At 72.7% G+C, this 23,402-nt stretch carries 22 protein-coding genes; 18 read left to right on the top strand and 4 right to left on the bottom strand.

Features of this window, described 5'->3' with window-relative positions; genetic code table 11:
- Nucleotides 1–75 precede the first annotated feature (75 nt).
- Nucleotides 76–324: a hypothetical protein gene (locus IAG44_RS26880; RefSeq protein WP_187749643.1), complete on the top strand. Its 249-nt coding sequence runs from the start codon at nucleotides 76–78 to the stop codon at nucleotides 322–324.
- Nucleotides 325–416: 92 nt separating this feature from the next.
- Here IAG44_RS26880 and IAG44_RS26875 read toward each other — a convergent pair whose 3' ends face one another.
- The gene (locus IAG44_RS26875; RefSeq protein WP_187749642.1) at nucleotides 417–920 is read right to left on the bottom strand and encodes a MarR family winged helix-turn-helix transcriptional regulator; all 504 of its coding nucleotides are present in this window, start codon (nucleotides 918–920) and stop codon (nucleotides 417–419) included.
- A 113-nt stretch (nucleotides 921–1,033) separates the two neighbouring features.
- Here IAG44_RS26875 and IAG44_RS26870 point away from each other — a divergent pair, with 113 nt between their 5' ends.
- Both IAG44_RS26870 and IAG44_RS26865 read left to right on the top strand, forming a co-directional pair.
- The gene (locus IAG44_RS26870; protein WP_187749641.1) at nucleotides 1,034–1,924 is read left to right on the top strand and encodes an EamA family transporter; all 891 of its coding nucleotides are present in this window, start codon (nucleotides 1,034–1,036) and stop codon (nucleotides 1,922–1,924) included.
- A gap of 74 nt (nucleotides 1,925–1,998) precedes the next feature.
- Nucleotides 1,999–2,751: a hypothetical protein gene (locus tag IAG44_RS26865; RefSeq protein ID WP_246562126.1), complete on the top strand. Its 753-nt coding sequence runs from the start codon at nucleotides 1,999–2,001 to the stop codon at nucleotides 2,749–2,751.
- Here IAG44_RS26865 and IAG44_RS26860 read toward each other — a convergent pair.
- Nucleotides 2,726–2,905: a DUF397 domain-containing protein gene (locus IAG44_RS26860; RefSeq protein WP_187749640.1), complete on the bottom strand. Its 180-nt coding sequence runs from the start codon at nucleotides 2,903–2,905 to the stop codon at nucleotides 2,726–2,728. The two genes, IAG44_RS26865 and IAG44_RS26860, sit on opposite strands and share 26 nt — an antisense overlap.
- A 6-nt stretch (nucleotides 2,906–2,911) precedes the next feature.
- Nucleotides 2,912–3,787: a helix-turn-helix domain-containing protein gene (locus tag IAG44_RS26855; RefSeq protein WP_281404304.1), complete on the bottom strand. Its 876-nt coding sequence runs from the start codon at nucleotides 3,785–3,787 to the stop codon at nucleotides 2,912–2,914.
- 127 nt (nucleotides 3,788–3,914) lie between these two features.
- Between IAG44_RS26855 and IAG44_RS26850 the strand changes: the two genes are divergently transcribed.
- The 7 genes from IAG44_RS26850 to IAG44_RS26820 all read left to right on the top strand — a co-directional run bounded on the left by IAG44_RS26850 (nucleotide 3,915) and on the right by IAG44_RS26820 (nucleotide 9,034).
- Complete coding sequence (locus IAG44_RS26850; RefSeq protein ID WP_187749638.1) at nucleotides 3,915–4,313, top strand: ATP-binding protein; 399 nt, start codon at nucleotides 3,915–3,917, stop codon at nucleotides 4,311–4,313.
- A 153-nt stretch (nucleotides 4,314–4,466) separates the two neighbouring features.
- On the top strand, nucleotides 4,467–4,820 hold the full coding sequence (locus IAG44_RS26845; protein ID WP_187749637.1) for a hypothetical protein: 354 nt from the start codon (nucleotides 4,467–4,469) through the stop codon (nucleotides 4,818–4,820).
- On the top strand, nucleotides 4,813–5,037 hold the full coding sequence (locus IAG44_RS26840) for a hypothetical protein (protein ID WP_187749636.1): 225 nt from the start codon (nucleotides 4,813–4,815) through the stop codon (nucleotides 5,035–5,037). The genes IAG44_RS26845 and IAG44_RS26840 overlap by 8 nt, the downstream gene beginning before the upstream one ends.
- Before the next feature lie 365 nt (nucleotides 5,038–5,402).
- Entirely contained in the window at nucleotides 5,403–5,996 is a 594-nt protein-coding gene (locus tag IAG44_RS26835; protein ID WP_187749635.1) for a class I SAM-dependent methyltransferase, read from the top strand.
- A gap of 88 nt (nucleotides 5,997–6,084) precedes the next feature.
- Nucleotides 6,085–6,618, top strand: coding sequence for a PadR family transcriptional regulator (locus IAG44_RS26830; protein WP_187749634.1), 534 nt, complete (start codon nucleotides 6,085–6,087; stop codon nucleotides 6,616–6,618).
- Nucleotides 6,615–7,298: an ABC transporter ATP-binding protein gene (locus IAG44_RS26825; RefSeq protein ID WP_187749633.1), complete on the top strand. Its 684-nt coding sequence runs from the start codon at nucleotides 6,615–6,617 to the stop codon at nucleotides 7,296–7,298. The genes IAG44_RS26830 and IAG44_RS26825 overlap by 4 nt, the downstream gene beginning before the upstream one ends.
- Entirely contained in the window at nucleotides 7,295–9,034 is a 1,740-nt protein-coding gene (locus IAG44_RS26820) for an ABC transporter permease (protein WP_343075751.1), read from the top strand. Before IAG44_RS26825 ends, IAG44_RS26820 begins: the two co-directional genes overlap by 4 nt.
- 88 nt (nucleotides 9,035–9,122) lie before the next feature.
- Here IAG44_RS26820 and IAG44_RS26815 read toward each other — a convergent pair whose 3' ends face one another.
- Nucleotides 9,123–9,659: an HNH endonuclease gene (locus tag IAG44_RS26815; RefSeq protein WP_187749632.1), complete on the bottom strand. Its 537-nt coding sequence runs from the start codon at nucleotides 9,657–9,659 to the stop codon at nucleotides 9,123–9,125.
- A gap of 285 nt (nucleotides 9,660–9,944) precedes the next feature.
- Here IAG44_RS26815 and IAG44_RS26810 point away from each other — a divergent pair, with 285 nt between their 5' ends.
- From IAG44_RS26810 to IAG44_RS43790, 8 genes are all read left to right on the top strand, one after another.
- Nucleotides 9,945–11,060 (top strand): mechanosensitive ion channel family protein, encoded by a 1,116-nt coding sequence (locus tag IAG44_RS26810; RefSeq protein ID WP_187749631.1) that lies wholly within the window; start codon nucleotides 9,945–9,947, stop codon nucleotides 11,058–11,060.
- Between the two features lie 701 nt (nucleotides 11,061–11,761).
- Nucleotides 11,762–13,087 (top strand): hypothetical protein, encoded by a 1,326-nt coding sequence (locus IAG44_RS26805; protein ID WP_425508469.1) that lies wholly within the window; start codon nucleotides 11,762–11,764, stop codon nucleotides 13,085–13,087.
- Nucleotides 13,088–13,191: 104 nt separating this feature from the next.
- Nucleotides 13,192–14,139 (top strand): glutamate ABC transporter substrate-binding protein, encoded by a 948-nt coding sequence (locus IAG44_RS26800; protein WP_246562123.1) that lies wholly within the window; start codon nucleotides 13,192–13,194, stop codon nucleotides 14,137–14,139.
- Nucleotides 14,140–14,204: 65 nt separating this feature from the next.
- Nucleotides 14,205–15,473, top strand: coding sequence for a coiled-coil domain-containing protein (locus IAG44_RS26795; protein ID WP_187749629.1), 1,269 nt, complete (start codon nucleotides 14,205–14,207; stop codon nucleotides 15,471–15,473).
- Nucleotides 15,470–18,133: a serine/threonine-protein kinase gene (locus IAG44_RS26790; RefSeq protein WP_187749628.1), complete on the top strand. Its 2,664-nt coding sequence runs from the start codon at nucleotides 15,470–15,472 to the stop codon at nucleotides 18,131–18,133. The genes IAG44_RS26795 and IAG44_RS26790 overlap by 4 nt, the downstream gene beginning before the upstream one ends.
- 3 nt (nucleotides 18,134–18,136) lie before the next feature.
- Entirely contained in the window at nucleotides 18,137–19,330 is a 1,194-nt protein-coding gene (locus IAG44_RS26785; RefSeq protein ID WP_187749627.1) for a PP2C family protein-serine/threonine phosphatase, read from the top strand.
- A gap of 69 nt (nucleotides 19,331–19,399) precedes the next feature.
- Complete coding sequence (locus IAG44_RS26780) at nucleotides 19,400–20,746, top strand: vWA domain-containing protein (protein ID WP_187749626.1); 1,347 nt, start codon at nucleotides 19,400–19,402, stop codon at nucleotides 20,744–20,746.
- Between the two features lie 39 nt (nucleotides 20,747–20,785).
- A complete protein-coding gene (locus tag IAG44_RS43790) occupies nucleotides 20,786–23,314 on the top strand; it encodes an FHA domain-containing protein (RefSeq protein WP_246562121.1) in 2,529 nt (842 codons plus the stop codon).
- The last annotated feature ends 88 nt before the right edge of the window (nucleotides 23,315–23,402 follow it).

Here is a 23,402-nt window from a genome sequence, read left to right as displayed (position 1 = left end):
CCGGGGGAACCCCCGGTGTGCCCGATAAGGCACCCCGCGCGCGCGGGGGCGTCCGGCGTTCGCTACTTTTGCACCGTGGACAAGAAGAACGCCTTGCGCGCCGGCACCCTGGCGGCCGGTACGACGCTGATGATGCTGCTGATGTCGTCCCCCGCGCTCGCGCTGACGCGCGACGACGGCGATGACCCGGGTCCCGGTCTGAGTGTCGTCGACACGCTGGGCCTGTTCGTCGTGGCGCCGCTCGCCATCTTCGCGGTGATCATGGGCCTCGTCTGGGTCCTGGACAAGTCGAAGGACCGCGAGCCGAAGCCGTCCAAGGTCTGACGTCCGTCTGAGTTTCACGGGCGCCGCCTTCACCGCTGTACGGGGTGAAGGCGGCGCTCGTCGTGTTTGCGTAGCTCTTGAGAGCTAGAGCCCTAGTCCTGGGTGGCTCCTGCCATCAGCTCTCGCAGCAGGTCGGCCAGTTGGCCGACCTTTTCCGTGTCCAGGGTGGCGATGACCCCCTGCTGGACGGCGAGCCCGGCGGCCACGGCCTGGTCGACGACCTGGAGTCCGTCCCCCGTAAGGGTGACCCTCAGGGCCCGCCGGTCGGTGGGGTCGGGTGAGCGGCGCAGCAGCCCGGCGCGTTCGAGTTTGTCGAGGCGCCCCGTCATGCCCCCGGTGGTGAGCATGAGGGTGGAGGAGAGTTCGCGCGGCGAGAGGGAGTAGGGCTCGCCGGAGCGGCGGAGGGTCGCGAGGACGTCGAACTCGCCGCGCGAGATGCCGAAGGGGGCGTAGGCACGTTCGGCTCGGTCGCCCATGGCGCGGGCGATGCGGGAGATGCGGCCGAAGACCTCCATCGCGGCGGTGTCGAGGTCGGGGCGGGTGGTGGCCCACTGGTCGACGATCGCGTCCACGGGGTCCTTGGGGGGCGTGGTCATGGGGTGAGTATCCCTCGGTCGGCCGGCATCAAGTGACCCCTGATTCACTTGACTCTAATTTGCTTAGCGCTAAGCTAATTAGAGTCAAGCTACTCGCCGAGCCGAGGTCACCCATGAGAACCGTCCTCCTCACCGCCCTCGCCCCCGTCTCCTGGGGCACCACCTACGCCGTGACCTCGGAGTTCCTGCCCCCGGACCGCCCCCTGTTCACCGGCCTGATGCGCGCCCTGCCCGCCGGCCTGCTCCTCCTCGCCCTCACCCGCACCCTCCCGCGCGGCGCGTGGTGGTGGAAGGCGGGCGTGCTCGGCGCCCTGAACATCGGCGCGTTCTTCCCGCTGCTGTTCCTCGCCGCGTACCGCCTCCCCGGCGGGATGGCGGCGGCCGTCTCCTCGGTGGGCCCCCTGTTCGTCCTGGCCCTCTCGGCGCTGGTGCTGCGTGAACGCCCGACGGTCCGCCCCCTGCTGACCGGCATGGCGGCGGCCCTGGGCGTCACCCTCGTCGCCCTCAAGGGGGCCGGCGCGCTGGACCTCCTGGGTATTACGGCGGCGACGGCTTCGACGGCGTCCATGGCGGCCGGCACCGTCCTCACGAAGAAGTGGGGCCGCCCCGAGGGGGTAGGCCCCCTCACCCTCACCGGCTGGCAACTCACCGCCGGCGGCCTCCTCATCACCCCCGTAGCCCTCCTGACCGAGGGCACCCCACCCGCCCTCGACGGCCGCGCCGTCTCCGGCTACCTCTACCTCGCCCTCGCCAACACCGCCGTCGCCTACTGGCTCTGGTTCCGCGGCATCGCCCGCCTCTCCGTCACCCAGGTCTCCCTCCTCGCCTCCCTCTCCCCCCTGACCGCCACCCTCATCGGCTGGGCCGCCCTCGCCCAGCCCCTCACCCCCCTCCAACTCACCGGCATGTCCATCGCGTTGACCGCGACGATCGTCGGCCAGCTCAGGCCGACCACCCGCCCGACCACTCCCGACCCGACACCACGCGAACTCCAGCGGGCGTGAGCCGGTCCCGGCGTCGGCGCGAACAGACTGGTGCCCCGTCAAAGTCCGCGCCTGCGGCACCGGTTGAGAGGCAGGTGGAACACCTCGTGCAGGACACCCCCGAGAACGACGACACGGGCCGCGCGATGACCGTCGAGATCCACGGCGTGTTCCGGCGGCACCCCTGGATCGATCAGGTCAGCGCCGACCATGATCTGGACGAGGATCTGTTCAGCCTCGTCGTCAAACGGGCCGCCGCGTACGGCTGGAGCAGTGCCTTCATCGGTGGCCTGAGCGATCTCGCGGGCGCCCGTTGGGGCCATGCCGATGCCGGGAACGACTGGTCGCAGGACGGCCGGAACCGGCGGCTGGCCTGGCTGACGGTCCACCCCACGGCCGGGATGGCCCGGCAGCACCTCCCGGTCCTCCCCATGACCCGGGTCATGACCGACTCCCTGTACCGGATGGGGAACGTGACCTTCACCGCGCTCAGCGCCCACGTCCCCCTGCGCCTCGCCCCCGACACCGCCCTCGACCTCCGGACGGACGCGGACTGGTACGCCCTCACCTCACCGGCGGCCAGGACCGGCATCACGGTGACGATCTCGGCGGACTCGGAGTTCCCTCCGGCCCAGGTACTCACCCACACCGCCCAGCGGTCCATCGGGCAACTGCGCATCGATCAACGCGAGTTGCCCACCAGGACCACCGAGACGACGTTCACCGCGTCCGCGCCCGAGTGGACACCGGACGCGGCGGCGTGGGTCACGGACCTGGTCGTGAACTCGCCGAGGGAGGCCGGGGTGAGGGGGCGAGCGGTGATCACGGCGTCCGGTGGGAGGCGGTGAACGCGGCCCAGGCGGAGGGGGCGAGGGTGAGGAGGGGGCCGTCGGGGGTCTTGGAGTCGCGGACGGCGATGGTGGAGGGGATGTTGCGGGCGACTTCGACGCAGTCATTGTTGATGTTGCTGTAGCTGGACTTCACGAACTGATAACCGGGCACGGTGGTTCAACTTCCCTTGCGCAAGCTGTCGATGAGCTCGACGGAGTCATGTGGAGACAGACTGAGCCGAGCAACGCCATCGAACACCCTATTGAAGTACGCGCTGTCCTCCTCATTCTCCATCCACACCATCCCCGTGTGGGTGTCGCTGTGCACCACGTCGAGCGCACCTTCCTCAGCGAAGGAAAGGATGCTGAACGGACCGGCGGTGGCCGGGTGCGCCCCGCTACGGAACGGAAGCACCTGGAGCCGAACGTTGGGCAGCGTTGACGCTTCCAACAGCCGCTCCATCTGACCGCGCATCACCTCAGGCCCACCGATCTGCTGGCGCAGAACCGCTTCCCAGATCACGACGTAGAGCTGAACAGGGTCTTCACCCAACAGGCAGCCTTGACGCTTCTGCTTCAGCTGCGCTGCGACCTCGATCTCATCGGGGTCCTCCCACCTGGAGTCAGCCACACCCAGTGCCCGCGTATACGCGGCCGTCTGGAGCAGCCCCGGGATCAGCGAAATCTGCCAGCTCCGGATGCTCGTGGAAATCTCCTCCATGGAGATGTACTCCCCCAGACCCACGTAGGGCGCGCCACGCCACCACCCCTTGGCCTTGCGCCGCTCCCGGTCCAACTTCGCCAACTCCAGCAGCCGCCCCAACACCTCAGCGTCCTCAAGGCCATACGCCTCACAGAGGATCCGAATATCCGGGTCCCGCATCGGCACCCAGCCCTGTTCCATCTTCACGATCTTCGAGTTGGTGGCGTTGATCGCCTCGGCTGCCTGGCGCTGGGTCATGCCAGCGGCGTCACGCAGGCGCAGCAGTTCTCCACCCAGCTTGCGCGCCAGGACAGTTGAGGTCCGGTTGCCCAGTGGTGTCGTACGAGTCACCGACCCAGTGTGTCTCATGAACCACAGCGCGTCACCCTTTGGAGACAATAATCTCCGTTTCGCTTGCGCCTGAGAATCGAACGCCCCTACCTTCGGGCCAACCAGTCACGCAAGGGAGGCCGGAACAATGCCCACCCACCACGAAGACGAACTCGACTACACCCCCACCCCCCACAACGTCACCCGCGCCCGCACCCGCACCGCTCACCTCGCCGCCGCCTGGGGTCACCCCGCCCTCGCCCCGGACGTCGCCCTCGTCACCAGCGAACTCACCACCAACGCGATCCTCCACGGCAGCTTGCGGGGCCGCCTGATCCGGGTCCGGCTCGCCGTCGTCGACACCACGCTCCGACTGGAGGTCAGCGACCCCCGCGCCGAGCGCGTCCCGCACCCCCGCGAAGCGAGCCCCGCGGAGCAGTTCGGTCGGGGGCTCGCTCTCGTCGGCGCGCTGTGCGACGACTGGGGTCACGGGCCCCGCGACGGCGTCGGCAAGACCGTGTGGGCGGAGTGGAAGCTGCCCGGCTGAAGCAGCGAGCCCAGAAGGAGACACGTCGCTGTCGCACGGGTGCATCCGTGTCCCACAAACCGGAGCGGAGTGAACGGCGGGACCGCCCCGGCGGGATCGCGCTAGCGTGGGGCCTGTGCCGGAAAGAAAGCGGGTGAACGGAAGGGGCGGCCGATGACGACACCGTATGCGGGTGGAGACGGTCCCCTCATCCCCAGACCCGAACTGACACTGCCCGCCCTCAGGCAGGCTGTCGCGGCAGTCACGCCTTCCCGTCTGCCCGAGTTCTTCGAAGACCTTCAGAGCGCGTTCGTCCGGGCCGGGGACGAGGACAGCGTCGTACCGATCCGCATGTTCTACCGACAGTGGGCCGTGGTGGTCGAGATCGAACGGCATCCGGAGACAGCCCGCCGACTGCACGCCGCCGAGCGCGCCGTCGACAGCCCTGACCCTGCCGTACGGGAACGCGCGATCCGCGAAGCCGGGGAGATCGTCCGGGCCGCGCACAGAGAGGTCGCCGGTGGCTGACTGGCGCTGGGAGCTGTTCGCGGACGACATGCTGAACGGGCTCCCGAAAGCCGGCGCCGCCGAGGTGGAACGACTGGCCAACGAGATCGCCGTGCGCGAATCCATGGTCTTCCAGGAGGGCGCGGACTACACCGGCCCGGGGCCGGGCGTGCGCACCGAGAGCCGTGGACTGCTCATGCTCCGCCACCTCCCCTTGGTGAACCGCACCGTCCACTGAGCAACGACACCATCAACAGGGCTCTCGCGCCGAAGAGTTGGACTTCGGAGGGCAGGGGCCCGCACTCATGCCTCTTGTCGTGCGACACCGGCGTGCCGGCGCCACCAAAACCGCCGCCGACCTCCGTCGGCCGACACCCCTGCGAACTGCGATTTCACGCCATGGTCACGAAACCCCCGCAGCATGGGTGCGACGACTTTCGGAACGGCGGGTTCCCGTTCTCACCTTTGGCCACTAGCATCCACACAACGGTTTTCAGCCAGGCCATCACCCCATGGCCGCATGCCCGCGGCGCGGCGGGCCGAAGGCCCTCACCTGCGCAAACGGCTCCGCGCGCCCCTCCCCTCCACCCCGTGCGAGAGCCCATGTCAGACACCCGGTCCGCCGACTACACCAAGCGCCTCACCCGCCTGGAGACGTCGGGAATCAAGCGGCTGCTGCCCACTCAGGCCCCTTACCGGTGGAACCTCCGGCGGCTGAAACTGGGCAGAGTCCTGGACGTCGGCTGCGGCCTCGGCCGGAACCTGCTGAACTGCTCGCCGCAGAGCGTGGGCGTGGACCACAACGCGCACTCGGTCGCCACATGCCGCGAGCGCGGCCTCACCGCGTACACCCCCGACGAACTCGCCGAGGCCCCCGACTGCGGCCCCGGCTCCTTCGACAGCCTGCTGTGCGCGCACGTCCTGGAGCACATGGACGAGGCGCTGGCTGTCGACGTCCTCGCCCAGTACCTGCCCCTGGTGAAGCCCGGCGGCAAGGTCGTCCTCATCACCCCGCAGGAGGCGGGCTACAAGACGGACGCCACGCACGTGCGCTTCGTCGGCTTCGAGGAGCTGCGCGAGCACGCCGAGACCGCGAAGGTCGCCGTCGCCCGCACCTACTCCTTCCCCTTCCCCCGCCCGGTCGGCAAGGTCTTCCCGTACAACGAGTTCGTCCTCGTCGGCACGCTCCCGGCCTGACCGCACACCACCCGCACGGCCCCCTTCCGGGGGTCGACGCATGGGCCACTATTCACTCAGTACATGTACGTGGTGCATACTGGCCGCCATGAGCACCCGCCACATCCTCCTCGGCCTGCTCGCCACCGGCCCGAGTCACGGCTATGACCTGAAACGACGGCATGACGAGCGGTTTCCGCAGGCCAGGCCGCTCGCGTACGGGCAGGTCTACACGACGTTGCAGCGGCTCGTGCGGGACGGGCTCGCGGAGGTGGAGGGGACCGACTCGGACGGGGGGCCGGAGCGGACGATGTACCGGGCCACCGAGAAGGGGGTCCACGAGCTCGGCGTCTGGGCGGCCGAGGTCGCCCCGCCGGCGCCGTTCGTCGCGAACGAGATCTTCGCCAAGGTCGTCGTCTCGATCCTGAGCGGCGGTGACGCGGCGGCCTACCTCGCCGCGCAGCGGACCGCGCACATGGCGCGGATGCGGGAGCTCACCGCCGTGAAGACGGGGGCCGGCGCGGACCTCGCGACCGTCCTGTCGGCGGACTACGCCCTCAACCACCTTGACGCCGACCTCCGTTGGATGACCACCACGGGGGCCCGGCTCACCACACTCACCGCGGAGGTCGACGCCGGATGAAGGACACCGCACTTCTGTCAGGGCTCGGACTGGCCAAGACGTACGGCCCGACCCGCGCCCTGCGGGACGCCTCGCTGGAGCTGGCGGCGGGAGAGATCCTCGCCGTCACGGGGACCAGCGGGAGCGGCAAGTCGACGCTGCTGCACTGCCTCGCGGGGATCGTGCGGCCGGAGAAGGGGACGGTCGTGTACGACGGCACACGGCTGGACGCGATCAGCGACAAGCGGCTCAGCGAGCTGCGCCGCAGCGACTTCGGCGTCGTCTTCCAATTCGGGCAGCTCATACCGGAGTTGACCGCGCTCGACAACGTCGCCCTGCCGCTGCTGCTCGCCGGGCGGCGCCGGGACAGCGCCTGGGCGCAGGCCCGGGAGTGGCTGGAGCGGTTCGGCGTCCTCGCCCAAGAGGCCCTGCGGCCCGGGGAGATGAGCGGCGGCCAGTCCCAACGCGTCGCCCTCGCACGGGCGTTGATCACCCAGCCCCGCGTCGTCTTCGCCGACGAGCCCACCGGCTCCCTTGACACCCTCACCACCGAGCAGGTCATGACCGCCCTCACCCGCACCGCCCGCGACACCAACACCGCCCTCCTCCTCGTCACCCACGACGCCCAGGTCGCCGCATACGCCGACCGCGAGGTCCACATGGCCGACGGCACGGTCAGGCCGGCGGGGGTCGCGGCATGAACGACTTCCGAAAGGGGCGCGACGACAAGGCAGTTGACGAGGGGGTCACGGGGGCGAATGGGAACGGCGCTCGGGACACCGCTCGGGAAATCGCTCGGGAGATCGCTCGGGGCGAGGCTCAGGGCGGCAGCCGGAGCGGCGCTCAGGACGGCAATCGGGGCGGCAGTCAGGGCAGTTCGCGCGAGGCCGGTCACCACGACAACCTTCGCGACGACCCTCACGACGACTCCAACGGCAGCCCCCGCCACGACACCGCCCGCCACCACCCTCGCGGCGACTCCGGCGACAGCTCCCATCGCGACGTCACCCACGCCAACTCCCGCCCCGGCGCCGCCCGTTCCGCCACCCCCCGCCTCAACTCCCCCCGTACCAACCCCCGTCACCACCCCGCCCCCGCCAACTCCCCCCGCACCGGCCTCCGTACCGATCTCCGGCTCGCCTGGGCGCTTCTGCGGGGTTCGGATCGGCGGGAGTGGTGGCGGGTGGGGCTGACCGCGGTCGGGGCGGGGCTGGCGACGGGGCTGGGGCAGGTCGGTGCCGCGTTGTACTCGTTGCGGGGTCGGCATCACATCCCGTACGCGGCCGGGCTGTTCGACGATCCCGGGGAGCGGCGGGGGACCATCTTCGTGCTGGGGCTGCTCCTCATCCCCGTCCTCGCGTTCCTCGGGCAGTGCGCGCGGATCGGGGCCGTGCACCGGGACCGGCGGCTCGCGGGGCTGCGGCTCGCGGGGGCCGGGGCGGCGCAGGTGCGCAGGATCGCCGCGCTGGAGACCGGACCGGCGTGTCTGCTGGGTGCCGGGGCCGCCAGTGCCGTCTGCGTGTCCGTGCTGGCGAGCATCTGGAAGGGGGCGACGCTCTACACATGGACCGGCATGGCCGTCGTCGCGGTGGCCGTGCCGCTGCTCGGCGCCGGGGCGGGGGTGTTCGCGCTGCGGCATGTCGTGGCGTCGCCGCTGGGGCTGGTGCGGCGGGTGCGGCCGGAGGGGCGGGGCGGGATGTTCGCCGTCGGCACGGTCGCCGTCGTCCTCTCGCTGACGTTCGTGGTGCTCACCGGTGACATCCGGGCCTCGCTGCTGCCGCCGCTCGCGGTGCTGCTGGTCGCGGTCGCCGGGGCCGGTGCGGTGGCGACGGCCGGGACGCTGGCCCGGCTCGCCGGCGGGTTCCTCGCGCCGCGCGCCCGCTCCGCCGCCGTCCTCATCGCCGCCGAGCGGCTGCGCGACGACCCGTGGGCGGCGGCCCGTACGCATGCGGCGGTGCTGCTCATCACCGTCATCGGGACCGGGTACGTCGCCGTCCGGGCCGTCCTCGTCGACGGGTTCGGGGAGCACCGTTACGCCGCCGACGACGACTTCTACCTCGCCGGGCTCGACCTCACCGCCGCCGCCATCGGGCTCGCGCTGCTGATCGCCCTGTCCGGTCTCGCCGTCGGGTCCGCCGAGTCGCTGGCGAGCCGGCGCCGGGGGCTCGCCGCGCAGGTCGCCGCCGGGGTGCCGCGTTCGGTCCTGGCGCGGGCGCTGCTGCTGGAGACGGCGCTCCCGCTCGCACCGGCCGTCCTGTTCGCCGGCGGTGGCGGGGCGCTCCTCGGCTACTGGTACGGGGAGCTTACGGACGTACCTCTCCCGTACAGCATGGTGCTGGTCCCTCTCGGGGTGTACGGGACGTGCCTGCTGGCGGCGGCGACCTCCCTGCCGCTGCTGGGGCGGACGGTACGCCCGGAGGAGCTACGTCAGGCGTAGGGGGTTGCCCTGAGAACCTCCAGCCCTCAGACCACCTGCCCCGGGAACGCGAGGGGATTCCCAGGGCAGGTATGCGAAAGCCCGGGTCTCAGGCTGATATGCCGTCGATCCGGGCGAGTGCGTCGTCCGCGCCGTAGGGCCGCAGGTAGGGCAGCCAGCGCGGGTCCCTATGGCCGGTGCCGATGATGCGCCAGGCGAGGCCGGTGGGTGGGGCGGGTTTGTGGCGCAGGCGCCAGCCGATCTCGGTGAGGTGGCGATCGGCCTTCGTATGGTTGCAGCGGCGGCAGGACGCCACCACGTTGTCCCAGGCGTGCTGGCCGCCCCGGCTGCGCGGGATGACGTGGTCGACGCTGGTGGCGACGGCGCCGCAGTACATGCAGCGGCCCCCGTCACGCGCGAACAGCGCGCGGCGGGTGAGGGGGACGGGGCCCCGGTAGGGCACCCGGACGAATCGCTTGAGCCGGACCACGCTGGGTGCGGGGACTGTGACGGTCGCGCTGTGCAGAAAGGCGCCCGATTCCTCCAAGGAGACGGCCTTGTTCTCCAGGACGAGGACGAGCGCGCGGCGGAGCGGTACGACGCCGAGGGGCTCGTACGACGCGTTGAGGACCAGGACATGCGGCACGGATGCCTCCTTGGGCGTCGGCGGCGCGTGGCTCGCGCCGGGACGATCTGCTAGCAGTCTCTCCTCTTGCCTGGTGAACGCGCCACCATGTCCCGGTAACGGGCTGGGAGTGTTTTCGACCACACCCCATGTCTTGCCGCCGCCGGGGGCCTTCAAGCACGGGTGAGACAGGTCTCTGTCCGCCCGATCGGACAGACCTCCACACAATGCCCCGTTAGTGTGGTGTGCCTGCCCGTACGGTGACCGTTTCGTGACCTCGGGCCGCCGTACTTGGAGGTATCCGCAGTGTCCCTGTCCGCCGCCCTGCTCGCCGACGCCGTGCCGACACCGTCGCCGTCCCCGTCGGAGTCACCCGCCGTGATCGTGCCGACGCTCCAGGACGCCCAGGAGAGCGCGACCAACGCCGCGAGCTGGGTCGAGCAGAACTGGTCGACGTGGCTCGCGATCGGGCTGCGGGTGCTGCTGATCATCGTCATCGCGGTGATCCTGCGGAAGGTCGTCCTGCGGGCGATCACCAAGCTGATAGACCGCATGAACCGGACGGTCGAGTCGGTGGACGGCGCGCTCGGCGGGCTCCTCGTCAACGCGGAGCGGCGGCATCAGCGGTCGCAGGCGATCGGGTCCGTCCTGCGGTCGGTCGCGTCGTTCCTGATCCTGGGGACGGCCGCGCTGATGGTGCTGGCGACGTTCCAGATCAACCTCGCGCCGCTGCTCGCCTCGGCCGGTGTCGCGGGCGTCGCGATCGGTTTCGGCGCGCGCAACCTCGTCACCGACTTCCTGTCCGGCGTGTTCATGATCCTCGAGGACCAGTACGGCGTCGGCGACCAGATCGACGCCGGGGTCGCCACCGGTGAGGTCATCGAGGTCGGGCTGCGCGTCACCAAGCTGCGCGGGGCCGACGGTGAGATCTGGTACGTCCGCAACGGCGAGGTCAAGCGCATCGGGAACCTGTCGCAGGGCTGGGCGACGGCGGGGGTGGACGTCACCGTCAAGCCCACGGAAGACCTCGACCGCGTCAAGGCCACCCTCACCGAGGTCGCCGAGCGCATGTCCAAGGAGGAGCCCTGGAACGAACTCCTCTGGTCCTCCATCGACGTCGTCGGCCTCGACTCCGTCCTCCTCGACTCCATGGTCATCCACCTCACCGCCCGCACCATGCCCGGCAAGTCCCTCACGGTCGAGCGGGAGCTGCGCTGGCGGGTCAAGCGGGCGTTCGACGCGGCCGACATCCGCATCGTCGGCGGCGTCCCCCTTCCCCCGGAGGAACCCCCGGCCGACCCCTCCGACACCATCGCCGCCCCGTCCGCCTTCTCCAACGCGAACTCGCCCCAGTCGAACGCGGCGACACCGCTCACCGCACCGGGGCCTGGCGCGGGGGCCGGGGCGGGGGCCGGTAAGTAAGGGGACGGGATCCGGTAAGGGGGACGGACTCCGGGACGGGAGCCGGTAAGCAGCGGACGGACTCCGGGGACGCGTGCCCCGGACGATCGTCGCCGGCCACGTCTACAAGGAACGTCCAGCCTCGCGATACGCGTCGCACAGCTCCCCGAACTCCCCCGCCGGCGCACCCCGCAGCGCGACCGTCTCGGAGACGAGGATCGCGCCGAGGCCGTGCCAGGCCGGGTCTAGGCAAACCTCGTGGAGGACGAGGAGGTCGCCGTCGGTGGTGGTCAGGTGCTCGCCGAGGGAGTGCCGGTACCCGCCGTGTCCCAGGTCGAAGACGCCGAGCAGCGTGTCCCGGACCCCGGGCTCGAAGTCCTCGGGCGCCCAACGACACGACGGCTCCGCACGCCGGACCCGTACGAACCTCAGCGCCCCGACCTCCGCACCGCTCGTCCGCCCTGTGCCATGACGCCAGACCTAGTACCGGAGCCCGCCGGGCCACCCTGTGAGGCTTCTCAGGGCGACCCTCAAATTACCCCCAAATTCCCCCTTCCCCACCTCCCAAAAGGAACCGAACACCCGTCCCCCGCGTATTCATGGGCACAGGGTTCATGCGCAGGTGGTGACACGAAGCGATCAAGATCCAGTGAAGCCCGGTGCGCGGTGGGCGGCGGGGCGGTGATACTTGCGGCGGGACGGGACCATGGGGGAGGTCGGCAGTGGTGAGGCCGGATGTGGGCGGGCGGCGGAGCGCGTGGGCGGAGAACAGTGAGCGCCTGAGGCGCGCGGCGACGACGGAACCGGGGCGCCTGAGGATCATCGGCGCGGTCATCGCGTCCCTCGTGATCGTGTTCGGCGCGGTGACGGCGTGGCAGATGACCGACAGGGCGGACGCGGCGGACGACGTCCTGCTGAAGAGCCAGCCCCTGACCTCGGACGCGGCGGACATCTACCGCGCGCTGGCGGAGGCGAACACCGCCGCGTCGAGCGCGTTCCTGGCGGGCGGCCAGGAGACGCCGCAGGCCCGCACGCGGTACGAGGACAACATCGCGACGGCGGCGAAACAGCTGGTCACGGCGGCGGCGAGCGCCGAGCCCGGTTCCCCCTCCGCGAGGGCGATCACCACGCTGAACACCGCGCTCCCGGTCTACAAGGGCCTCGTCGAGCGCGCGCGTACGTACAACCGCATGGGTTTCCCCGTCGGCGGCGCCTACCTGCGGTACGCGAACCAGAAGATGCAGGACGAGATGCTGCCGGCCGCGCAGAGCCTGTACGACGGCGAGAACGCCCGCCTGAAGTCCGACTACGCGGACGCGAAGGCGTACCCGTGGGCGGCGATCGCGCTGGGCGCCCTCGCGCTGGCGGTCCTCGCGGGCGCGCAACTGCGCGAGTACCGGCGTACGAACCGGCTCCTGAACCCCGGCCTGGTCGCGGCGTCGGCCGCCGCCGCGGTCGTCCTGCTGTGGCTGGCGGCGGGGCACAGCGTGGCCCGCGTGGAGCTGAACGGCTCGCAGAAGAACGGCGTGCGTTCGCTGGAGGCGCTGCACAACGCGCACATCGCCGCCCTGAAGGCCCGCGGCAACGAGAACCTGACGCTCGTGTCGCGCGGCGCGGAGACCGTCGACGGCAAGGACAAGTACGACGAGGCGTACACGCGGGAGATGGCGAACCTCGTGAACGACCTCGCCCGCGCGGGCAGTTACGCGGACGACGGGCAGGGCGAGGCCCCGGTCGAGGCGGCGAACAAGAGCGTGGCCGAGTGGCAGACCCGTCACAAGGCGGCCCGCGCGCAGGACCTGAACGGCGACTACGAGGAGGCCCTGGCCCGCGTGATCGGCTCCACCGAGCCCACCAGCCAGTCCTTCGACGCCGTCGACAAGAGCCTCCAGAGCGCGCTCACGCACGAGCAGGCCGAGTTCAAGGAGGCCGCGCGGGACGGCCGTTCGGCCTTCTCCGGGCTCCCGGTCGGCGCGGGCGTCCTCGCCGTCCTGGGCGCGGCGGGCGCGGTCCTCGGCATCGGCCGCAGGCTGTCGGAGTTCCGATGACCACACCGACCCCCCGGACGCCGGGCACACAGACTCCGACCCCGCGCACAGAAGGGAGCACGGCCGTGCGGTTCCGTTTCAGGGGCTGGGGCGGAGTCACCGCCATGGCAGCCCTCGTCGGCGTCCTCACCCTGGCCGTCGCCCTCCTGCTCCCCCTCGCGCGGGAGCACCGGGACAGCGGCCTCGACTCCACCCCGGCCGCCCGCACGGCACCGGCGGCCGAGTCCTGCGTGAGCCCGGAGGCGCAGACGCTGGCGCCGAGCGCGGCGGACGGTCCGACGATCGCGGCGATCAAGGCCCGCACCGGCGAGCAGCGCAAACTCGTCGTCGGCGTGGACCAGAACAGCTACCGCTGGGGCTACCGCAACCCGAACAACCAGGGCGCGGCCCTTGAGGGCTTCGACATCGACCTGGTCCACGCGATCGCGCAGAACATCCTCGGCGACCGGAACGCGGTCCAGTTCAAGGCGATCCCGACGGACCGCAGGATCGGCGCCGTCCGCAGCGGCGAGGTCGACATGGTCGTCCGGACGACGACGATCACGTGCGCGCGGCTGAAGGAGGTCGCGTTCTCCGCCCCGTACTTCAGGACCGGCCAGCAGGTGCTCGCCGCCAAGTCCCTGGCCCTCACCGGCTTCGACAACAGCCTCAGGGGCAGGACGGTGTGCGCGGCGGCGGGTTCGACGACCGAGGCGGACCTGAAGGAGGGCAAGTTCGGCGTCAAGCCGCTCATCGTGCCGAACCAGCTCGACTGCCTGGTGCGGCTCCAGCTCGGCGAGGCGGACGCGGTGATCACGGACGGCGCGCTCGCGGCGAGCCAGGCCGCGCAGGACCCCACGGTCGAGCTGAAGGGGAAGCCGTTCACCGAGGACTACTACGGCGTGATGATGAGGAAGGACGCGGACGACCTGGTGCGCCGCGTCAACCAGGTGCTGGCGCAGTACCGTGCGGGCGGCTGGCAGACGGCGTACGACAGGTGGCTCGCGCCGACGATGGGCGGGGACTCCAGGCCGTACCTGCCCGCCAACCCCCGCTACCTGCGCACCAGTTAGACCACCGCACAGGCAGGGAAGACCGACCGGACCGGCACGACGAAGCGAACGACAAGGGGTGATCGATGGGCGTCGCGGGAGCCCCTGGTCCGGTGATGGACCGGGACGAGGTGGACCGCGCTCTGGCGCGGCTCGGCCAGGAGCACGAGGCGATCGAGACCTCGCTGCTGGCGCTCCAGGACCACGCGGGCCGGCGCCTGCTGGAGGGCGCGGAGCTGACCGGCGTGACCCGCGAGCGCTGGGCGGCGGCCGACACGGCGATATCCCTGCTGTGGACGTACTTCGACGCGTACACGGACGCCCTGCGCTCGGCCCGCGAGATCCGTTCCCGGCGCCGCTGGTCCTCGCGCGAGGACCTGGTGGAGCTGACGGAGCTGCTGCGCGGCGAACCGGTCGCCGTGGCGGGCACCGGCGTCCTCGCGGAGCACTTCTCGCTGGCGGCGCTGGTGGACCGGATGAACGAGCTGTACGCGTCGTCGCTGGACCTGGTCGTCGCGGCGGACGCGGTGTGGTCGGCGCTGCCCGCCCGGATCGATTTACTGGCCGCGGAGTTGCAGCGCACCCGGCAGCTCGCGCACTCGGTGGGCGTGCGCCCCGGCGAGCACCCCTCGGGCGACGACCTGGAGCGGATCACCCGCACGCTGACGGACCTGCGTGAGCGCGTCGTCTCCGACCCGCTGGCGTACTGGGTGCCCGCGAAGGGGAGTTCGGCGCCGGGCGGCGGCCGTCCGGACACGACGGTGTACGACCGCGAGGCGCGCGCCCTGGAAGACGTGCGCCGGGAGATCGACGCGGTGCTGACGGTCCGTCAGGACGCGGAGCAGCGGCTGGTGCGCCTGCGGGACGTCCTGTCGCGGGCCGACCGCACGCTCGCGGAGGCGCGCGCGGCGCGCGGCGAGGTGCTGGCGAAGATAGCGGCGACGGAGGTGCCGGTGGTGAGCGGCCCGCCGACCGTGCTCCAGGAGCAGTTGGCGGCGGCGGCCGAGTACCGCAGGCAGGGCCAGTGGCACCGGCTCTCCCCGCTGCTGGACTCGCTGGAACAGAAGGCGGACGACGAACTGGAGCGCGCCCGCGAGCAGTTGGGCGCGGTGACGGCGCCGCTCGCGATCCGCGCGGAGCTGCGCGGGCGCCTGGACGCGTACAAGGCGAAGGTGGCCAGGCTGGGGCTCGCCGAGGACCCGTTCCTCGTCGAGCGGTACGACGCGGCGCGCCGCATGCTGTGGAGCGCGCCCTGCGATCTGCGGGTCGCGGAACAGGCCGTCCTGCGCTACCAGCGGCTGGCGGCGGAACTGCTGGCGACGCCGAGGGACCGGCAGAGCGGGGGGACTTCATGAGCCAGTCGGGACAGAGCTGCCAGCGCCCGGGGTGCGAGGGCGCCTACGAGGACGTCGGCGGCGGCGAACTGTACTGCGACACCTGCGGGCTGGCGCCGGTGGTGTCGGCGACCGGCATGGTCGGCTCGCCGCCCACGAGCGGCATCTCCCCGGCCTCGTCGGCGAGTTCGGCCTCGACGGGCTCGCAGTCGTCGCGGTCCCGGCGGTCCGTGTCGGGCCGGCTGTCGCGGTCGCTGTCGGGGCGTTCCACCGGGCGTTCGGTGTCGGTGCGCAGTTCGGGCGCGTCGGCCGGGTCGTCGGGGCGGGCGCGGCTGGGGGCCGGTCTGGTGTCGGTGCCGCAGGTGCCGAGGCCCGATCCGCGCGCGATGGTCCTTGACGATCCGGAGGTGCCCGAGCGCAAGCGGTTCTGCTCGCGCTCCGACTGCGGTGCGCCCGTGGGGCGGGCGCGCGGTGAACGGCCGGGCCGCACCGAGGGGTTCTGCACGAAGTGCGGCCACCCCTATTCCTTCGTGCCCAAGCTGAAGGCCGGGGACGTGGTGCACGGCCAGTACGAGGTCGCCGGGTGCCTGGCGCACGGCGGGCTGGGCTGGATCTACCTCGCGGTGGACCGCGCGGTGGCGGACCGCTGGGTCGTGCTGAAGGGCCTGCTGGACACCGGGGACCAGGACGCGATGGCGGCGGCGATCTCCGAGCGGCGCTTCCTCGCGGAGATCGAGCACGCCAACATCGTCCGGATCTACAACTTCGTCGAGCACCTGGACCAGCGCACCGGCTCGCTGGACGGGTACATCGTGATGGAGTACGTCGGCGGCAAGTCCCTGAAGGAGATAGCCAACGCGCGGCGCACGCCCGACGGGCGCCGGGATCCGCTGCCGGTCGAGCAGGCGTGCGCGTACGGCATCGAGGCGCTGGAGGCGCTGGGCCACCTGCACAGCCGCAACCTCCTGTACTGCGACTTCAAGGTGGACAACGCGATCCAGTCGGAGGACCAGCTCAAGCTGATCGACATGGGCGCGGTGCGCCGGATGGACGACGACGAGTCCGCGATCTACGGCACGGTCGGTTATCAGGCCCCGGAGGTTTCAGAGGTCGGCCCTTCGGTGGCCAGCGACCTCTACACGGTCGGCCGCACGCTGGCCGTCCTCACCTTCGACTTCCAGGGCTACACGACCGTCTTCGCGGACTCGCTGCCCGACCCCGACCACATCGAGGTCTTCCGCGCGTACGAGTCCTTCTACCGGCTGCTGGTGCGCGCCACCGACCCCGACCCGGCCCGCCGCTTCGCCTCCGCGCAGGAGATGGCCGAGCAGCTGACGGGCGTCCTGCGCGAGGTCGTCTCCCTCCAGACGGGCCGCGCCCGCCCCGCCCTGTCGACCCAGTTCGGCCCCGAGGTCCGGGTCACCGACACCGAACTGTTCCCCCAACTGGACGGCGAGGTCTCGCGGTCGGGGGCGCGGACGGTGAAACCGGGCCGTTTCACCCGGCTGTTGACGCCGAGAGCGCTGACCGCGCCGGTACCGAGCGGCGTCCCGACCCCGGCGCCGACTCCCGGGCCCATGGTGACGACGCTGTCGAGCGGGCCCAACTCCCTTGCTGCGACGGCGCTTTCGAGCGACCCGACGCGCGCGGTCACGCCCGTGTCCGGCGCCCCGGCGCCCAAGACCCCCGCCGCACCGGCGATGTCGCTCACCACCCCCGGCCGCACCCCGACCCCCTCCACCCTGGTCAGGGCCGCCGACGCCCCCGCCGCCGCCCTCGCGCTGCCGGCCCCGCTGATCGACCCGACCGACCCCAACGCCGGTTTCCTCGCCGGGCTTTCGACGTCGGCGCCCGGTGAGCTGATCGTCGCCCTGGACGCCGTGCCGAACCCGTCGACGGAGACGCAGATCCGGCAGGTGCGGGCCCAGTTGGAGACCGGGGACACCGCGTCGGCGGCAACGGGCCTACGGGCGCTGGAGCGCGACCGCGAGGACGACTGGCGGGTCGTCTGGTACCGGGGCGTCGCCTCCCTGGTGACCGGCGACCACGAGGACGCGGCGCTCGCGTTCGACGCGATCTACGACGCGTTCCCCGGCGAGAGCGCGCCGAAGCTGGCGCTCGGGCTGTGCGCGGAGGTGCTGGGCCAGCTGGACAACGCCGCCGAGTACTACCGCCTGGTGTGGATGACCGACCCGAGCTATGTGAGCGCGGCGTTCGGGCTGGCCCGCGTCCGCCTCGCGGCCGGGGACCGCAGGGGCGCCGTCCGGACGCTGGAGTCGGTGCCGGAGTCGTCGATCCACTACACGGCGGCCCGGGTCGCGGCCGTCCGCGCGCGGCTGCGGCAGCGGACGGCGGCAGCCGGCGACGTACCCTTCCTGGACGACCTCACCGCCGCGGCGGCGCAGGTCGAGGCGCTGGACGCGTACGGTCTCGACCCGAAGCGGCGCGAGCGGCTGTCGGCGGAAGTCCTCGGCAGCGCCCTCGACTGGGTACTCTCCGGGGGCCGGGGCAGCGACCCGGCGCCCGCGCGGACGCTGCTCGGCAGCGACCTCGACGAGCGGGGCCTGCGCTTCGGCCTGGAGCGCTCGTACCGCGCGCTGGCCCGGCTGGCCACCGCCGGTGAGGAGAGGATCGACCTGGTGGAACGTGCCAACCGTTACCGCCCCCGGACATGGGTGTAGTTGATGTCGCAAATGCCCCCGTCGCACACGCCCCCGCAGGCCGCACTGCCGACGTGTCCGAGCTGCGCGGAGCCGCTGGAGTCGGGCGACCGGTTCTGCGGCGCCTGCGGCTACGACCTGTCGGCCGTGCCCCCGCGCCCGGACGACCAGCCGACGCTGACCCTGAACGGGAGCGCGCCGGAGCCGTCCGGCGTCCGCTTCGACCGGCCCGCGGCCCCCGAGCCGGAGGAGTACGCCCTCCAGGCCCCGGACCCGAGGGCGGCCGCGGAGGCCGCCGCCGCGCAGCCGGTGTGCGTCGCCTGCCGGGCGGGCCGGGTGGACGGTGACGGCTACTGCGAGAACTGCGGCCACGCCCAGCCCCGCGCGCGCGACCACATGGAGCAGGAGGCGGGCCCGCTGGCCGCCGTCAGCGACAGAGGTCTGCGCCACCACCGCAACGAGGACGCGTTCGCCGTCGGCACGGCCCCCCTGCCGGACGGCGCGCTCGCGAGCGTCGCGATCGTCTGCGACGGCGTCTCCTCGGCGACCCGCCCGGACGACGCCTCGGCCGCCGCCGCCCGCGCCGCGCACGACGCGGTGGCCGCAGCTCTCCCGCAGGGCACGCACCCGCAGCAGGCGCTGCACGACGCGATCGTCGCCGCCTCGCGCGCGGTGAACGCGCTGGCCGACGAGCCGGGCGGGGCCCGCGAGCACTCCCCGCACCAGAACGCGCCCGCCTGCACGATCGTCGGGACGGTCGTGACGGCCGGGCTGCTGGTCGTGGGCTGGGTCGGCGACAGCCGCGCCTACTGGGTGCCCGCCGACCGCTCGCTGCCGGCCGCCCGGCTCACCGAGGACGACTCGTGGGCCGCGCAGATGGTCGCCGCCGGGCTGATGAACGAGGCCGAGGCGTACGCCGACGAGCGCGCCCACGCGATCACCGGCTGGCTCGGCGCGGACGCCTACGAACTGGAGCCGCACACCGCGTCGTTCAAGCCCGACCGGCCCGGTGTGGTCGTCGTCTGCACGGACGGCCTGTGGAACTACGCCGAGGGCGCCGAGGAGATGGCGCGGGTGCTGCCGCTCGACGCGGGCACACGTCCGCTGCACAGCGCGCGGGTGCTCGTCGGGCACGCGCTGGACGGCGGGGGCCACGACAACGTAACAGTGGCCGTCGTACCGTTCCCGGTCCCGGCGCCGGGGGCAGGATCGCTCTGAGGCGGGTACCCGGTGGGGGCCGGGGCCGCCTCGGCCAGTCACGGGTAACACAGGGGGAATTGAGCGGTTATGGCCAACTTCTTCAAGTCGAGCGTGCCGCAGTTCGCGGTCGACGTCTATCAGAACGAGTACCTGCCCGAGGGCGGCCGTGAGGTCAACGCGATCGTCACGGTCACGGCGACCGGCGGCGGCACCGTCGGCAGCGCGGTCACCTCGCCGCACCTGTACTCGCCGGCGCAGGGACCCTCCGCCGCCGTCGCGATCATGGTCGACTGCTCGGGGTCGATGGACTACCCACCGGTGAAGATGCGCGGGGCGCGGGAGGCGACGGCCGCCGCGATCGACGCCGTGCGCGACGGGGTGCACTTCGCGGTGATCGGCGGGACGCACGTCGCCAAGGAGGTCTACCCCGGCGGCGGCCGGCTCGCCGTCGCGGACGCGGCCACCCGCGAGCAGGCCAAGCAGGCGCTGCGCAAGCTCAGCGCGGGCGGCGGAACGGCGATCGGGACGTGGCTACGGCTCGCGGAACGCCTGCTGTCCTCCGCCGACGTCGCGATCCGGCACGGCATCCTGCTCACCGACGGGCGCAACGAGCACGAGGAGCCCGACGAGCTGAGGGCGACGCTGGAGCACTGCGCGGGCCGGTTCACCTGTGACGCGCGCGGGGTCGGCACGGACTGGGTGGTGAAAGAAGTCACAGGCGTCGCCTCGGCGTTGCTCGGCAGCGCCGACATCGTCGCCGATCCCGCCGGGCTCTCCGCGGACTTCACGCGGATGATGGAGACGGCGATGGGCAAGGAAGTCGCCGACGTCGCGCTGCGGTTGTGGACGCCGGTGGGCACGACCGTGAAGTTCGTCAAGCAAGTCGCGCCGACCGTCGAGGAGTTGACGTCCCGGCGCACCGAGTCCGGGTCGCGGTCCGGGGATTACCCGACCGGGTCGTGGGGGGACGAGTCCCGCGACTACCACGTCTGCGTCGAGGTGCCGGGCGCCGGGATCGGGCAGGAGATGCTGGCGGCGCGCGTCTCCCTCGTCGTCCCGCAGGCGGACGGCAGCGTCCAGAACCTGGGCGCGCAGGGGCTGGTGAGAGCGGTGTGGACCGAGGACGTGGCCGCCTCCACGTCCATCAACCCCCAGGTCGCGCACTACACCGGGCAGGCCGAACTGGCCCAAGTCATCCAACAAGGGCTCGACTTGCGCAAAGTGGGCGATATCGATGGAGCAACGGCCAAACTGGGCCGGGCCGTACAGCTCGCGAGTGTGTCGGGGAACGCGGATACTGCGAAACTGCTTGCGAAGGTGGTGGACGTGGTCGATGCCACGACCGGTACTGTGCGGTTGAAGGCGAAGGTCGCGGAGGCGGACGAGATGACTCTCGAAACCCGGTCCACAAAGACTGTTCGCGTAAAGAAGTGACGTAGAGCGACACACGTAAGGAAAGGGGGACGCGCCGACATGCCGACCTGCCCGAACGGACACCAGTCGGGTTCCGACGACTGGTGCGAGGTCTGCGGTCACCGCATGGCCGGTGCCGTACCTCCGCCGCCGCCCCCGCCGCCGGCCGGCGGCTACGGCTTCCCGCCGCCGCCCGGCCGGCCGGGCGGCGAGCCCGAACTCTGCCCGCAGTGCCGGACGCCCCGCGAAGGGGGCGCGCCGTTCTGCGAGGAGTGCCGGTGGAACTTCCTGACGAACACGGCGACGTCGTACACGCCGGCCGCGCCTCGGCCGTCGGGCGGGGGGTTCGGCGGGGCCGGGGGGCCTGGCGGTCCTGGCGGCGCCGGTGGGCCCGGCGGGGCCGGGGGCTTCGGTGCGCCCGGTAACGCCGGTGGTCCTGGCGCCGGGGGTCCCGGTGGAGCCGGGGGCAGTGGCTTCGGGGGCCCTGGTGGTTCCGGCGCCGGGGGTCCCGGTGGCGGTGACTTCGGCCGGGGCGGCGGGGCCGGTGGCTTCGGCGGCTCCGGTGGTCCTGGCGCGCCCGGTGGTCCCGGCGGGGCCGGTGGGGCACGGGGCTTCGAGGGGTCCGGTGCGCCCGGTGGTGCCGGCGCGTTCGGGGACTCCGGACGGCGTGGCGGGCCCGGTGGAGCCGGTGGCTTCGGGGACTCCGGTGCGCGGGGCGGGGCTGACGGGTTCGGTGGGCCTGGCGGGGCCGGTGGGCCCGGTGGGCCCGGGGGCTTCGGCGGTCCCGGTGGCTCGGGCGGGCCCGGTGGGTCCGGCCCGGGTGGCGCGCGCGGTTTCGACGGGGGCCGTGGCTCCGGAGGGCCGGGCGGTGCCGAGGGATTCGGCGGGCCTGGTGGCTCGGGCGGGCCCGGTGGGTCCGGCCCTGGTGGCGCGCGCGGTTTCGACGGGGGCCGTGGCTCCGGAGGGCCGGGCGGTGCCGAGGGATTCGGCGGGCCTGGTGGCTCGGGCGGGCCCAGTGGGTCCGGCCCGGGTGGCGCGCGCGGTTTCGACGGGGGCCGTGGCTCCGGAGGGCCGGGCGGTGCCGAGGGATTCGGCGGGCCTGGTGGCTCGGGCGGGCCCGGTGCGGGCAGTGGTTTCGGGGGCTCCGGTGGGTCCGGTGGGCCCGGTACGGGCAGTGGTTTCGGCGGATCCGGGGGGCCTGGCGGTCCCGGTGGGTCCGGTGGTTTCGGTGGCGGGCAGGGCTCCGGCGGGCCGGCCCGGACCGACGGCTTCGGCACGCCCGGTGGCGCTGACGGGCCTGGCGGCGCCGGGGGCTTCGGCGGTCCCGGCGGCTCGGGTGGGCCTGGCGGGGGCGGTGCGCCCGGTGGCTCCGGTCCCGGTGGGGCGCGGGGCTTCGACGGGGGCGGCGGGCCTCGTACGGCCGGTGGTCCCGGTGACTTCGGCGGGCCCGGGGCGTCCAGCGGGGCCGGTGGACCGAGTGCGCCCGGTGGTCCCGGTGCGCCCGACGGTCCGGGTGGGGCCGGTGGGCCTGGGGGTCAGGGTGGGCCCGGCGGTCCGGGGGGCGCTCGTTTCCCCTCGCCGCCTGCTCCGCCGTCCTTCGGGAACGGTGACTCCTTCGACTACCAGGGCTCCAGCCCGTCCCGGGTGAACCGTCCTGCTGAACCGATTCCCTTCGGCAGTGAGCCGTCGGGTTCCGCCGGTGCGCCGCCGTTCGGCGGACGTCCGGGCGGTCCCGCGCCGACCTCGGGCGGCGGCTCCGGCCCCTTCGGCGGACGGGACCAGTCGGCCCCCGGCTCCGGCGCGCCCGCCGGCCTCTTCAGCGGACGGGACACCACGAGCCCCGGTCCCGGCGGACCCGGCGGCTTCGGCACGGGTCCCGGCGGAGCGGGCGCCCCTGGCGGGCCCGGCAACCCTGGTGGCCCCGGCGGTCAAGGCGGCTCTGGTGCCCCCGGCGGTCAAGGCGGCCCCGGCGCCTTCCAGCAGGCCGGTGCCACCGCCCCGCCGAGGTTCCCCCAGCAGGGCACCCCGCCCGGCACGCCCCCCGGCACCCCGCCCGGCCAGCCCTTCGGCGGTGCCGAGGACGACTGGGTGATCTCCCCGCCCACCTCCGGCGCCCCCGGCGGCGGCTACGGCTACCCCCAGACGGGCTCTGCCCCGTCCCCGGCGTTCCCGGGCCGGCCGGGCGGCACCTGGACGGCGACCATAGGCCCCGACCGCGACTACTTCATGGCGATGATGCAGCGCTCGGGCCCCGAGGCCGCCGGCCTGAACCTCCCCGCGTACTCCCCGGAGCAGCAGCGCCCCCTCACGGGCAACCAGGTCACCATCGGCCGGCGCCGCCACTCCACGGGCGAGACCCCGGACATCGACCTCTCGGTCCCCCCGGAGGACCCCGGCGTCTCGCACCAGCACGCGGTCCTGGTCCAGCAGCCGGACGGCACCTGGGCCGTCGTCGACCAGAACTCCACGAACGGCACCACGGTCAACGCGGGCGAGGAACCCATCCAGCCCTTCGTCCCGGTCCCGCTCCAGGACGGCGACCGGGTCCACGTGGGCGCCTGGACGACGATCACGATCAGGCGCGCCTGACAGGAACCCCCGCGACGCGGACGTGGCCGACACCGGCCGCGTCCGCGTCCCCCTACCTCCGAAGTCCTAAGCCCCAAGTCCTCGTCCC

It is taken from the genome of Streptomyces roseirectus, assembly GCF_014489635.1.
GTDB classification, from domain to species: Bacteria; Actinomycetota; Actinomycetes; order Streptomycetales; family Streptomycetaceae; genus Streptomyces; species Streptomyces roseirectus.
This window is presented reverse-complemented; position numbering and strand designations above follow the sequence as displayed.

Excerpts from the sequence above, each read along its gene's own strand:
- IAG44_RS26875 (WP_187749642.1), bottom strand. The coding sequence starts at position 920 with ATGACCACGCCCCCCAAGGACCCCGTGGACGCGATCGTCGACCAGTGG.
- IAG44_RS26870 (WP_187749641.1), top strand. The coding sequence starts at position 1,034 with ATGAGAACCGTCCTCCTCACCGCCCTCGCCCCCGTCTCCTGGGGCACC.
- IAG44_RS26850 (WP_187749638.1), top strand. The coding sequence starts at position 3,915 with ATGCCCACCCACCACGAAGACGAACTCGACTACACCCCCACCCCCCAC.
- IAG44_RS26845 (WP_187749637.1), top strand. The coding sequence starts at position 4,467 with ATGACGACACCGTATGCGGGTGGAGACGGTCCCCTCATCCCCAGACCC.
- IAG44_RS26835 (WP_187749635.1), top strand. The coding sequence starts at position 5,403 with ATGTCAGACACCCGGTCCGCCGACTACACCAAGCGCCTCACCCGCCTG.
- IAG44_RS26830 (WP_187749634.1), top strand. The coding sequence starts at position 6,085 with ATGAGCACCCGCCACATCCTCCTCGGCCTGCTCGCCACCGGCCCGAGT.
- IAG44_RS26825 (WP_187749633.1), top strand. The coding sequence starts at position 6,615 with ATGAAGGACACCGCACTTCTGTCAGGGCTCGGACTGGCCAAGACGTAC.
- IAG44_RS26820 (WP_343075751.1), top strand. The coding sequence starts at position 7,295 with ATGAACGACTTCCGAAAGGGGCGCGACGACAAGGCAGTTGACGAGGGG.
- IAG44_RS26800 (WP_246562123.1), top strand. The coding sequence starts at position 13,192 with ATGGCAGCCCTCGTCGGCGTCCTCACCCTGGCCGTCGCCCTCCTGCTC.
- IAG44_RS26795 (WP_187749629.1), top strand. The coding sequence starts at position 14,205 with ATGGGCGTCGCGGGAGCCCCTGGTCCGGTGATGGACCGGGACGAGGTG.
- IAG44_RS26790 (WP_187749628.1), top strand. The coding sequence starts at position 15,470 with ATGAGCCAGTCGGGACAGAGCTGCCAGCGCCCGGGGTGCGAGGGCGCC.
- IAG44_RS26785 (WP_187749627.1), top strand. The coding sequence starts at position 18,137 with ATGTCGCAAATGCCCCCGTCGCACACGCCCCCGCAGGCCGCACTGCCG.
- IAG44_RS26780 (WP_187749626.1), top strand. The coding sequence starts at position 19,400 with ATGGCCAACTTCTTCAAGTCGAGCGTGCCGCAGTTCGCGGTCGACGTC.
- IAG44_RS43790 (WP_246562121.1), top strand. The coding sequence starts at position 20,786 with ATGCCGACCTGCCCGAACGGACACCAGTCGGGTTCCGACGACTGGTGC.